Origin of the sequence: Bradyrhizobium sp., assembly GCF_030693485.1 — a bacterium.
Classification (GTDB): Bacteria; Pseudomonadota; Alphaproteobacteria; order Rhizobiales; family Xanthobacteraceae; genus Bradyrhizobium.
Genome location: NZ_JAUYAN010000339.1, coordinates 1 through 11,537, shown reverse-complemented (window position 1 = coordinate 11,537; position 11,537 = coordinate 1). Strand labels below are relative to the sequence as shown.

Annotated in this window: 9 protein-coding genes and 1 pseudogene; 7 read left to right on the top strand and 3 right to left on the bottom strand. The window is 60.9% G+C overall.

Going from position 1 to position 11,537, the window contains the following annotated elements; all coding sequences use genetic code 11:
* Positions 1 to 869 (bottom strand): amidohydrolase family protein (locus tag Q8N40_RS25220; protein ID WP_305713741.1); only part of this gene is annotated, 869 nt, incomplete at its 3' end.
* 139 nt (positions 870 to 1,008) lie between these two features.
* On the opposite strand from Q8N40_RS25220, the gene Q8N40_RS25215 reads away from it, so the two are divergent.
* Positions 1,009 to 1,485, top strand: coding sequence for a MaoC family dehydratase (locus Q8N40_RS25215; protein ID WP_305713740.1), 477 nt, complete (start codon positions 1,009 to 1,011; stop codon positions 1,483 to 1,485).
* 13 nt (positions 1,486 to 1,498) lie between these two features.
* Positions 1,499 to 2,035, top strand: coding sequence for a MaoC family dehydratase (locus tag Q8N40_RS25210; protein ID WP_305713739.1), 537 nt, complete (start codon positions 1,499 to 1,501; stop codon positions 2,033 to 2,035).
* A 164-nt stretch (positions 2,036 to 2,199) separates the two neighbouring features.
* On the opposite strand, the gene Q8N40_RS25205 is transcribed toward Q8N40_RS25210, so the two are convergent.
* The gene (locus Q8N40_RS25205) at positions 2,200 to 4,584 is read right to left on the bottom strand and encodes a tetratricopeptide repeat protein (protein WP_305713738.1); all 2,385 of its coding nucleotides are present in this window, start codon (positions 4,582 to 4,584) and stop codon (positions 2,200 to 2,202) included.
* Positions 4,585 to 4,926: 342 nt separating this feature from the next.
* Between Q8N40_RS25205 and Q8N40_RS25200 the strand changes: the two genes are divergently transcribed.
* The 5 genes from Q8N40_RS25200 to Q8N40_RS25180 all read left to right on the top strand — a co-directional run bounded on the left by Q8N40_RS25200 (position 4,927) and on the right by Q8N40_RS25180 (position 11,070).
* The gene (locus Q8N40_RS25200) at positions 4,927 to 5,178 is read left to right on the top strand and encodes a hypothetical protein (RefSeq protein ID WP_305713737.1); all 252 of its coding nucleotides are present in this window, start codon (positions 4,927 to 4,929) and stop codon (positions 5,176 to 5,178) included.
* A 233-nt stretch (positions 5,179 to 5,411) separates the two neighbouring features.
* A complete protein-coding gene (locus Q8N40_RS25195) occupies positions 5,412 to 7,736 on the top strand; it encodes an arylsulfatase (RefSeq protein ID WP_305713736.1) in 2,325 nt (774 codons plus the stop codon).
* Between the two features lie 88 nt (positions 7,737 to 7,824).
* Complete coding sequence (locus tag Q8N40_RS25190; protein WP_305713735.1) at positions 7,825 to 9,330, top strand: DUF1254 domain-containing protein; 1,506 nt, start codon at positions 7,825 to 7,827, stop codon at positions 9,328 to 9,330.
* A gap of 124 nt (positions 9,331 to 9,454) precedes the next feature.
* Positions 9,455 to 10,513 (top strand): transporter, encoded by a 1,059-nt coding sequence (locus tag Q8N40_RS25185; RefSeq protein WP_305713734.1) that lies wholly within the window; start codon positions 9,455 to 9,457, stop codon positions 10,511 to 10,513.
* A gap of 92 nt (positions 10,514 to 10,605) precedes the next feature.
* Positions 10,606 to 11,070, top strand: a complete 465-nt coding sequence (locus Q8N40_RS25180; protein WP_305713733.1) for a hypothetical protein — start codon at positions 10,606 to 10,608, stop codon at positions 11,068 to 11,070.
* 212 nt (positions 11,071 to 11,282) lie between these two features.
* Here the strand turns inward: Q8N40_RS25180 and Q8N40_RS25175 are convergent.
* Positions 11,283 to 11,537: pseudogene (locus tag Q8N40_RS25175) on the bottom strand (acyl-CoA desaturase); the annotation flags it as partial.

Below are 11,537 nucleotides of genomic sequence, written 5' to 3'. Positions count from 1 at the left end.
TTCCGCGCGTTGGCCTTCAGCACCTTGGGCCGCACCTCGTCGCGGATCTCCAGCTTGGCGAAATCCGACAGCCAGCGGTCCGGCGTGATCACCGGCCAGTCCGAGCCGAACAGCATCTTGTCCTGCAGCATGGTGTTGATGTAGCGCACCAGGATCGGCGGGAAGTATTTCGGCGACCAGCCCGACAGGTCGATATAGACGTTGGGCTTGTGGGTCGCGACCGACAGCGCCTCTTCCTGCCAGGGAAATGACGGGTGCGCGAGAATGATCCTGAGGTCGGGGAAATCCGCCGCCACGTCGTCCATGTACATCGGGTTGGAGTATTTCAGCCGCATCCCCATGCCGCCGGGCATGCCGCTGCCGACGCCGGTCTGGCCGGTGTGAAACAGCGCGATCGCGCCGCCATCGTTGATGGCCTCATACAGCGGATAGGCCATGCGGTCGTTGGGGTAAAAGCCCTGCATGGTCGGATGGAATTTGAAGCCGCGGACGCCGTATTCCTCGATCAGCTTCTTCGCCTCGCGAACCCCGAGCTTGCCCTTGTGCGGGTCAATGCTGGCGAACGGGATCAGCACGTCGGAATTCTCCGACGCGATCTCCAGCATCTCGTAATTGTTGTAGCGCCGGAACCCGGTCTCGCGCTCGGCATCGACCGGGAAGATCACGGCGGCGATCTTCTTGGCGCGGTAATAGGCCGCGGTTTCCTGCACGGTCGGCGGATGCTTGTTCGGCGACTTGAAGTAGTCGGCCATCTTCGCCTGGAAATCGTCATAGCCGTCGTCGCCATGCATGCCGCAGGGTTCCTCGGCGTGGGTGTGGATATCGATCGCCACGACGTCGTCGATGTTGGGCAGCTTCAGTTTGGGCATGTTGTTTCCCCGGCAGGGCGGCTTGATCTCAAAGTCGGCTTGATTTTACAAGGTCGCGAATTGATTATACTATATAACAAATTCCGCAAGGCGGCATAACGAGCCGGCCTCATCATAGCGGCGGGAAAGGGAGGATGCGATGGCGCAGGCGGAAGCCTTCGAAACCGATTTCTGGAAACACGCCAATCTGCGCAAGGTCTGGGACGACATCGTCCCCGGCGTGCCGCGCAAGACCATTCCCTACACCCTGACGCGCGACGCCATCGAGCTCTACTGCGCTTCCGTCGGCGAGGACCACCCGATCTATTTCGACGAAGCCTACGCCAGGACCACGCGCTATGGCGGGCTGATCGCGCCGCCGTCGATCCACATCCTGCTGATGTTCGCCTGCACCCCGGCCGACGACTGGATGCGCTCGCCGGGCACGGTCAATGCCGGGCAATCCTGGAGCTACAACATTCCCGCGCGCCCCGGCGACGTCATCACGCTGCAGGCCCGCGCGCTCGACAAGTTCATCAAGCGCGAACGGCTGTTCGTGGTGCACGACAATGTCTTCTTCAACCAGCACGGCGACGTGATCTGCTCCGGCCGCGGCTGGACCATCCGGCCGGAATGACGCGAGGGAAATCATGACCACCACGTTCGAAAATCTCGGCGAAGGCGACAGCATCGACGGGCCGAAATTCGCGGTCAGCCGCGAATCCATCCGGCTGTTCTGCGACGGCTCGCTCGACTACAATCCGCTGCATCTCGACGACGAATACATGAAGGGCAGTTTCGGCAAGACCAGTTTCGGCGGCATCATCATGCACGGCATGAACAATTTCGGCCTGATCTCGCGCATGATCACCGACTGGGCCTACCCCGCCGGCGCCATCCACCGCCGCCTCGAAACCCGCTGGGTCAAGCCGGTCAAACCGGGCGACACCATCCAGCCGACCGGCATCGTCAAATCGAAGCAGGTCACGGCGAATTCGCGCTGGGTCCTATCGACGTCATGGTGCGCAACCAGATGGGCGAGAAGGTCGCGACGGGCGAGGCGATGGTGGAGTTTCCGCGCTGACGGCTGGCGTGAGGCGGGGTTACGTCGAATGCCCGGCACACATCCAAGGCGTTACCAACAAGCCGCAATGTCCTGCCGCAAAGCCACCAACCCACTGAATTGACTTCCGCTTGCGGTTGCATAGAGGACATCGCGGGGACTTGCTGCTGTTGCGACTCTGTCGCGAATATGAAGGTTTGCGGATGCCGGCCCCATGAAGGTGGCGCGGCGCGCACCTGGCGGCGGAGCACTACCGCGCGAGCGGTTTAGTCCTTTGACCCATAGCGGTCATTGTGGCTGCGACTTGGCAGCCCTGCGAAGTTCGAGAATCACCGCCGCAAGGTCTTTGTCACCCGGCGCGACGATTGCGAGTTGCTCGGCATAACCGAGCGCCGCCGTTGCATTCCCTGCCATGCGACTGAAGGAAACGAGCGCCTGCAGAACCTCGCGATCGTTGGGATGGCTCCGCAGCGTTTCCTTCAGGACCACGATAGCTTCATCGCGCTGTCCGCCGGAATGGAGCGCGACGGCGTAGACATAGGTGTAGCGTGCATCATCCGGCTCCAGCTCGGTGGCTCTCCGAAACTCGACGAGCGCGTCGGCCGTCCTCTTCAGTCGCGTCAGGGTCAGGCCGAGTGCGTGGTGCGCGGCTGCATCGCGGGGCGATGCCGCGAGCGCCGCGCGAAGCACAGTTTCGCCGTCGCCATCCCGGCCACGCTGGCGATAGAGGTCAGCCAGATTGATCGCCGCCGTCGCATACTGCGGGCTGAGCTTCAGCGCGGCCTTGTATTCCGTCTCGGCATCGGCACTCAGACCTCGCTGCGCAAGGAAATTTGCAAGCGCCGTGCGGGCTTCCGGCCGCTCGGCATTGGCACGTTGCGCCGCGATGAATTCGGCGGCCACCCGATCAAAGGCAGCGCGGTCCCGTTCGGGCTGGCTTGCGGTAGGCACGTTCGCGAGCAGCGAGGCTGCCCTGATGCGTACACCGCGGACGGGATCGGACAATAGCGGGGAAACAAAGGGCCAGACCTGATCGGCGGGGACGTTCTCCAGCATGTCGAGGGCGCCGATCCGTACCACCGGATCGGGATCGGCGATCGCGGTGCGTGCCGCCGCGATATTCGCCGGCGTGACGCGCGAGGCAAGTTCGCCGAGTGCGCTTGCGCGCGCCACGGCCGGCGCATCGCGGTCCGCGGCAAGGACGGAAAGAAGCGCGGCGGCATCGGCCTGGCCGGTGCGCGCCGCATGGAATGACGGTCCATAGGTCTGAAAGCCCTTGCGGTCGGGGCCGTACCAATGCTCGATCGCGGTAGCGGCCCATTGCGCCGGCTTGTCGCGGTGGCAGTCGTTGCACGCGTTCGGTGTCCCCATCTTGACCGAAAGATCCGGCCGCGGAACTCGAAAGGCGTGATCGTGGCGGGGATCGACGACCATGTAGGTCCGGGCCTGCATGTGGCACGATACGCAGGTCGGCGGTGGATCGACGCCGGCATGGTGGCGATGCTTGACGCCGGCGAATTTGTCGGGGGCATGACATTGCAGGCAGACACCTTCTCCTGAAGCTCGAAGTTTCGCGCTGTGGGGCTCGTGGCAATCGCTGCAAGTGACGCCGGCGGCAAACATCTTGCCCTGCTTGAACGGGGTATAATTATACGGCTCCTCGACATCACGGATCTGTCCGTCAGGGTGATAGGTGTTGCGCGCGAGCGTCTCGACCGCATGGGTTTGCGACAGCCACTGGCCAGGGACCCATTCTGCGTGGAATCCGGCGCGCCGTGCGTGGCAAAGGCCGCAGGTCTCGACCTCCTTGCGCAATGTGGCCGGCGCTGCATTGCGTCTGGCGGTCCCGGTCTGCGCGTCGATCGGCCAGCCGACGCCGCGGCGCTCGTCGAAACGCACCATAAGTCCCTTGCTCGAATCGTCGCGCCTGCCGAACGGCCACCAGCCCTGCTGTCCGCGCGCCCATGAAGCGTGAGCCGAACCCTGGCCATGACAGGCCTCGCAGCCCACGCTGATCTCCGCCCACGATGTTGCGAAGCGATCGGCCTTGGCGTCGTAATTCCTGGCGACGCCGGTGGAGTGGCATTCCGCGCACATGAAATTCCAGTTCTGGTTCAGTTTGGTCCAGTGCAGGATATCGCTATGTCTGATCTCCTCATTGGGGGAGAGGTGAAACCAGCGCTGGCCGCCCTTGTCCTGCGGCCGGCTGTCCCAAGCGAGCGACAGCGCCTGCAAGCGGCCGTCGGCAAACTCGACCAGATATTGCTGCAGCGGATCGATGCCGAAGGTGTGCTTCACCTCGAACACGGCAAGCTTGCCGTCCGGGCCGTCGGTCTCGACCAGGAATTTTCCGTCCTTGCGAAAGAAGCGGGAACTTACGCCGTAGTACTCGAAGCTTGCATTGTTGAAGTTGCCGAGCACTGTCTTGTCGGTGGCGTGTTGCATTGCCGCTTTGTGTTGGGAGACATTCCACAATTTGGCTTCGGCCTGGTGGCACCCCGCGCAGGTCTCGCTGCCGACGAAGCCGGCGACGGCCGGGCGCTGGACCTGCGAAGCCGGTCCGCTCTGAATGAAAAATTGGAAGGCGCCACCGAAAGCGAAGACGGCGGCCGCCGCGACCGCCAGCGCGATCCAGAGCGCGCGCTTCGGCACGATGGTATGATCTTGCCGCATGGGCTCTGGATTCAGGGGCGACGAAACCGGCAAGGACACAGGCGCCTTCGGTGTTTTGCGGCCTGATTTGCGTCGCTTGCGTGCCAAGGAGCGCCTTTTTTTTAGCCTGTCGTCCAACCGCGATCACGCAATTCTACGCCGGACTACTGCACCATCATCGGCCGCACCGGCATCGTGTCAAGTGGAGGCAAGGAGGATGCCATGCAAGCACTCCCGTCGAACGGAAGAAGTGAGTTCAATTGGCATTGCGCGATATTCACGCTCTCAAGTGGTTTGATCTGCCTCAATTTACGGATCGTCCAATCTTATTATGCTTGGAACTGAACAATGGAGGACGCCAGGATGAAGCTATCGATTGCATTGTCGGCACTGCTGACCACCGGGCTGGTAGCCGGCTTCGTCACCTCAAGCACTGAAAAGGCCAGTGCGGTGGTCTACTGCCAGTATGTCTCATATCCCGTCGGATGCGTCGTCAGGCCCGGGGTCGTGCTGCGGCCACGGCCGGACGCGCGCGCCGTGGTAACTCCCGGCGTCGGAGTTCGGGGAACGCCGATGAATCGCGGCGGTCCAGTCAATCGCGTCGGCTGGCGCTGATACGGCCGCTGAACGGCTGGAGCCGATTCCCGGGATGCGGGCTTCCGCGTCCCGCGTATTTCCAACAGATTGAACGTGGTCAACTCATTTGCCGTTCTTCCTTTCGCGGAGGCAGTAGTATGAATGGTATTATAACGACGGCGGTCGCCGCGCTTTCCTTCGCGCTGCTGGCAATTCCGGCGAACGCGCAGCAGGCCGTCTCACCGGGGGTGGTGCTTCCGACCGATCGCACCGTGCTGCCGATTCCCGAGCCCAAGTATCCGCACTCCACCGTGTTCGATGCGCGCAATGCGACGCCGCCGCCGCGATTCGAGGTCAAGGCGCCCACCAATGCGCCCAACGTGCTCGTCGTGCTGATCGACGACATGGGTTTCGGCCAGTCCAGCGCGTTCGGCGGACCCATCAAGATGCCGACCGTGGATCGTCTGGCCAACGAAGGGCTCCGCTACAACGAGTTCCACACCGCGGCGCTCTGCTCGCCGACCCGATCGGCCCTGCTCTCGGGCCGCAACCATCACATGAACAATTTCGGTTCGATTGCGGAAACTGCGACGACCTTCCCGGGGCAGACCGGACAGCGCCCCAACAGCGTAGCCACCGTAGCGGAGATGCTAAGGCTGAACGGCTACAGCACCGCCCATTTCGGCAAGAACCACGAGACCGCTGCGTGGGAGGTGAGTCCCTCCGGCCCGACCGACCGTTGGCCGACCCGCCAGGGCTTCGACAAGTTCTACGGTTTCATGGGCGGCGAAACCAACCAATGGGCGCCGTTGATCTACGATGGAATGACCCAGGTCGAGCCGTCGAAAGACCCCAACTATCATTTCATGACGGACATGACCAACAAGGCGATCGGCTGGATGCAGTACCAGAAGTCGCTGACGCCGGATAAGCCGTTCTTCATGTACTTCGCGCCGGGAGCGACCCATGCGCCGCATCACGTGCCCAAAGAATGGATCGCGAAGTACAAGGGCAAGTTTGACCAAGGCTGGGACAAGCTGCGTGAGGAGACGCTGGCGCGGCAGATCAAGCTGGGCGTGGTGCCTGCCGGCACGAAGCTTGCGCCCAAGCCCGAAGCCATCAAGGATTGGGCCAAGCTGAGCCCTGACGAGAAAAAACTGTTTGCCCGCCAGATGGAAGTCTTCGCCGGCTTCGGCGAATACGCCGACACCGAGATCGGACGGCTGGTCGACGCCATCAAGGCGACCGGGCAACTCGACAACACACTGGTATTCTATATCGTCGGCGACAACGGGGCGAGCGCCGAAGGCGGCATGAACGGCCTGTTCAACGAGATGACCTACTTCAACGGAGTGCAAGAGAGCGTTCAGGACATCCTCAAGCATTACGATGAACTCGGCAGCCCGATGACATACAGCCATTACGCTGCCGGCTGGGCGGTCGCGGGTGACACGCCCTTCGCCTGGACCAAGCAGGTCGCCTCGAGCTATGGCGGCACTCGTAACGGCATGGTGGTGCATTGGCCCAAGGGCATTGCGGCGAAGGGCGAGGTGCGCTCGCAGTGGCACCATGTCATCGATGTCGCACCGACGATTCTCGAAGCCGCGAAGCTGCCCGAGCCAAAGAGCGTGAATGGAACGCCACAGACTCCCATCGAAGGCGTAAGCATGGCTTACAGCTTTGCCAATGCCAAGGCGCCGAGCACGCATACGACGCAGTACTTCGAAATCTTCGGCAACCGTGCGATTTACAACGATGGCTGGTTGGCCGGCACGATTCATCGGGCCGCCTGGGAAACCAAGAATCGCAGGCCGCTCGAGCAGGATATCTGGGAGTTGTACGACACGCGCTCGGACTTCAGCCTGACGAACGATCTGGCTGCGAAGAACCCCGAGAAATTGAAGGCTCTTCAGGAGCTCTTCCTCAGCGAAGCGGTCAAATATTCGGTACTGCCGCTCGACGATCGGACTTTGGAACGGCTGAACGCGGCCATGGTCGGGCGGCCCGATTTGATGGCCGGCCGTACATCGCTGACGGTTCACGAGGGCATGATCGGGATGTCCGAGAACGTCTTCATCAATACGAAAAATCGTTCGCATGCGATCACAGCCGATATTGAAGTTCCGAAGGCCAGAGCAAGCGGAGCTATTCTTGCCCAGGCCGGCAGGTTCGGGGGCTGGAGCCTGTACCTGAAGGATGGCAAGCCATCCTACACCTATAATTTCCTCGGCCTGCAGCGCTACACCGTAGCCGCCAAGCAGGCGTTGTCTCCCGGCAAGGCAAATATCCGCTTCGAGTTTGTCTATGACGGCGGCGGCATCGGCAAGGGCGGCGTTGGTACGATCTTCGTCAACGGCAAGAGCGTTGCCACTGGCCGTATCGAACGTACCCAATGCTGTGGTTTCTCGGCGGACGAAGGCGCTGACGTTGGCGCCGATGAAGGCACTCCGGTCACCGAGGCCTACAAGGTGCCGTTCAAGTTTACCGGCAAGATCGGTCAGGTGACGATCGAGTTGAAAGAAATGAAGAAGGCCGACAGTGAGGAAGCTGTACAGGGCCGCAAGGCGGCGGTGCTGAAGAAGGGTCTGTCCGATTGAGAAGACTTGCGGCGCATAAGTGACAGGGATTTGCGCCGCGCCTTCATTGCGCCGCGAGTTGCCAGGCTTTTGAAAAGGCAAGAATACGATGAAACCAGTTAGAGTAGCGGTCTCTGCACTTTCCTTCATGGCGCTTTCGGCATTTGCTGCAAATGCACAGCAATACAAGATGCAAACGCCCGCCCCCCCGGGTGTTGCTATTCCCGACAAGGTGGAAACGCGCCTTGGGACCCTGAATTTCTTCGGCGGTTTTCCCGACGCGGCGACCGTCGACAAGCTGTATGACAATCTCGACTTCCAGCGCGGAGTCCAGGCCTATCTGCTGGCGCTGCCGGTGGTGAACCAGGTCGCCAACCGCGACAACATTCTGAAAATCGGCCCCGCGAACACGACCGTGCCGATCTGGGAGACATTGGTCGACTCTCGCACCACTGAGCTCACTGCCAACAACAACACGCCCTACACCTGGTTTTGGCTGGACCTCCATGACGGACCCATCGTCGTCGAAGCCCCTCCCAAGGTGCTCGGGTTGGCCGATGACATGTGGTATAATTGGAATGGTGACATCGGCCTCACAGGTCCGGATCGAGGGAAGGGCGGGAAATACCTTTTCTTGCCGCCCGGCTACAAGGGTGAGGTGCCGAAAGGCTACTTCATCATTCGTCCGAACTCGTTCAGCGTCTGGACGGCCTGGCGGAGCTTCCTGGTCAATGGTGATCCGAAGCCGGGCGTGGATGCCGTCAAGAAATTCACGAAGATCTACCCGCTGAAGCAGGCGGCCAATCCGCCGAAGCTCAATTTCGTCAATATGTCCGGCAAGCCGTTCAACATGGTCGGGCCGGCGGACTATCGGTTCTGGGAACTCCTCAACAAAGTCGTGCAGGATGAACCGACCGACAGCGTCGACCCCACGACTCTCGGCTTCTGGGCATCAATTGGAATTGCGAAGGGCAAGCCGTTCGCGCCCGACGACCGCATGAAGAAGATACTGAACGAAGCGGCCGTCGTCGGTGACGCCACGGCGCGCGCCACAATGTACAAGTGGCGAGGATCCGACGGCTATTATTATCCCGACAGCAAGAGCAATTGGCGGCTTGGCTTTATCGGCGGATACAAGTTTGAGGACAAGGGCGCCCGTAAGTTGAACGGTTACTCGGGTTTTTTCTTCTATGCGACCGGGGTGACGCCAGCGATGGATTCAAAAACCGTTGGCGAAGGCTCGCAATACATGGCAGCCTTCGTCGACTCGAAGGGGGATGCGCTTGATGGGGGAAAGTCGTACAAGCTGCATTTGCCGCCGAATATTCCGATCAAGAATTTCTGGTCGGTCATCCTCTACGACAATCAGACACGTTCGATGATCCAGACTGATCAGCAATTCCCGACGGTCGGTAGCCAAACCGAGGGTCTCAAGGTGAACGCCGACAGTTCGGTGGACGTCTTCTTCGGCCCAAAGGCTCCCGCGGGGCAGGAAAAGAACTGGGTGCAGACGGTCCCTGGTACGAGCTGGAACACCCTGTTGCGCCTCTATGGTCCGACACAGCCCTGGTTCGACAAGACCTGGCGGCCCGGAGAAATTGAACTTCAGCAATAGCTTTCTTTCGTCATGTGCAGCACGACAAATTGGTATTGAAGCAGGGACTGTCCGATTGAGTACTCGGATGTTGCAGAGCCAACGAGACTAACCGAGACTACTGGATAGCTGAAAGGTGAGGACCATGAAAAGCAGCATTCTGACCGTGCCCCGGCTGACCGGTGCTCTCGCCTTCACCGCGCTTGTGGTGTTTTCCCCGCAAACGGCGCGCGCCGACGAAAGCGGCATTTCGTTCTGGCTGCCGGGGCTGTACGGCAGCCTCGCCGCAACGCCTGTCACGCCCGGCTGGTCGATCGCTGCCATCTACTACCACGCCAACGTGGGGGCGTCGGGCGCAGCCGCCGCGTCGCGTGAATTCCAGGTCGGACGATTTTCCCCGACCGTCAACATCGATCTGAACGTCGCCTTGCGCGGCCAGGCCGACCTGATGCTGATCGCGCCGACCTATACTTTCGCGACGCCGGTGCTCGGCGGCCAGCTGTCGGCGACGCTCGCCAGCGTCTACGGCCGAAATTCCGCGAGCCTCTCCGGCACGCTGACGACGGCGGCGGGACCGATCGTGACCACGCGCAACGGTTTCCTTGAGGACGCGCTCGTCTCCTACGGCGACCTCTATCCGACCCTGAAGCTGAAGTGGAACAACGGCGTCCACAACTATATGGTTTACGGCACAGGCGCCGTTCCGGTCGGCGACTACAATCCGGGCCGGCTCTCCAACATCGGCCTCGGCCACGGCGCCATCGACTTCGGCGGCGGCTACACCTATCTGAACCCCACGACCGGCACTGAATTTTCGGGCGTCGGCGGCTTCACCTACAATTTCACGAATCCCGATACGCAGTATCGAAGCGGCATCGATTTCCATTTCGACTGGGGCGCGTCGAAGTTCCTGTCGAAGCAGGTCTTCGTCGGTTTCGTCGGCTACGCCTACCAGCAGATCACCGACGACTTCGGACAGCCGGCCGCGCTCGGCGGCTTCCGCTCCCGCGTGCTCGGCATTGGTCCGCAGGTCGGATATATTTTCCCGATCGGAGCCAACCATGTGTTTCTCGGCCTGAAGGGATATGGCGAGTTCGACGCCGCCAACCGGGCGTCCGGCTGGAACACCTGGCTGACGTTCTCGATCTCGGAGGCTGTGCCCGCCAGCACGGTGACGCCGACCAAGCACCTAATGCGGAAGTAAGCCTTCCGAATTCGCGCCAGTCACGCATCGACCTGCCGCTGATCCATGTTGCGGATTTGAAAGTTACTATCGGTAGGGCAGGGAGCTTAGCAGTGAAGCGTTTTCCGGCAGCTTTTTTGATCTTGAGCTTGATGCTCGCGCCAGCAATGGCTGCCGAAGATGTGCCATTTGCTACGCCTCCATTTGCCTCCGAACCGGCTGTTTCGACACTTGCCAACATTATGGCAAACATCCAGCTGCGCCATATCAAGTTGTGGTCCATCGGAAAGGCAAAGAACTGGGATTTGCTCAACTATGAAGCTCAAAAGCTCGAAAGGGATTTCTATGTCGCAAGTGGATTTTACCGGAGTCTTCCGATTGATAACATCGCGCTCGTAGCCCAGCCTCTGAGACGCTTGATGGAAGCGGCGAACAAGAAAGACCACTCACTCTACGTCAGGGCATTCGATGAACTGACGGCCGGATGCAACAGCTGCCACGAGGCGGGTCAAGTTGGGTATATCCGCATCCAGATACCCAAGTCGTCTCCGTTCAGTAATCAGAACTTTGAACGTTGAACCAGCGCAGTCACTGTCTTTGCCAGCAGCCTTTCTGCAGCGTCATGAGCGGTCCTGAAAGGCGCGATCCTAAAATAGTGCCGGTGATTTGCCCGACGTGTCAAAATGTTTTCGCGGGCAAAGTATCCACGCCGACGACCCCCTTGCTTACTGTACATGGGGTTGTTTTCGAAATTTTTGGTTCGGCGACCCGTCGCCCTCCCGGCCGGCCTCTAATCGACCGGAACGCCGTCCGATCCGCGCGTGACCAGCCTGGCGGCGCCGCGTCGTCCCCTGAGATGCGCGCTGGGCGGCACCACGTCGGTGGCCAGCCCGATCCGTTCCAGGAATCGGATGGTCAGCCAGGTATTGTCCATTTCCCACCATTGGTGGCCATGGCGCGCCGAGCGCGGGTCGGCGTGGTGGTTGTTGTGCCAGCCTTCGCCGTTGGAGATCATGCCGACGACGAAGTTGTTGCGGCTGTCCTC

Excerpts from the sequence above, each read along its gene's own strand:
- Q8N40_RS25210 (WP_305713739.1), top strand. The coding sequence starts at position 1,499 with ATGACCACCACGTTCGAAAATCTCGGCGAAGGCGACAGCATCGACGGG.
- Q8N40_RS25200 (WP_305713737.1), top strand. The coding sequence starts at position 4,927 with ATGAAGCTATCGATTGCATTGTCGGCACTGCTGACCACCGGGCTGGTA.
- Q8N40_RS25185 (WP_305713734.1), top strand. The coding sequence starts at position 9,455 with ATGAAAAGCAGCATTCTGACCGTGCCCCGGCTGACCGGTGCTCTCGCC.
- Q8N40_RS25215 (WP_305713740.1), top strand. The coding sequence starts at position 1,009 with ATGGCGCAGGCGGAAGCCTTCGAAACCGATTTCTGGAAACACGCCAAT.
- Q8N40_RS25190 (WP_305713735.1), top strand. The coding sequence starts at position 7,825 with ATGAAACCAGTTAGAGTAGCGGTCTCTGCACTTTCCTTCATGGCGCTT.
- Q8N40_RS25205 (WP_305713738.1), bottom strand. The coding sequence starts at position 4,584 with ATGCGGCAAGATCATACCATCGTGCCGAAGCGCGCGCTCTGGATCGCG.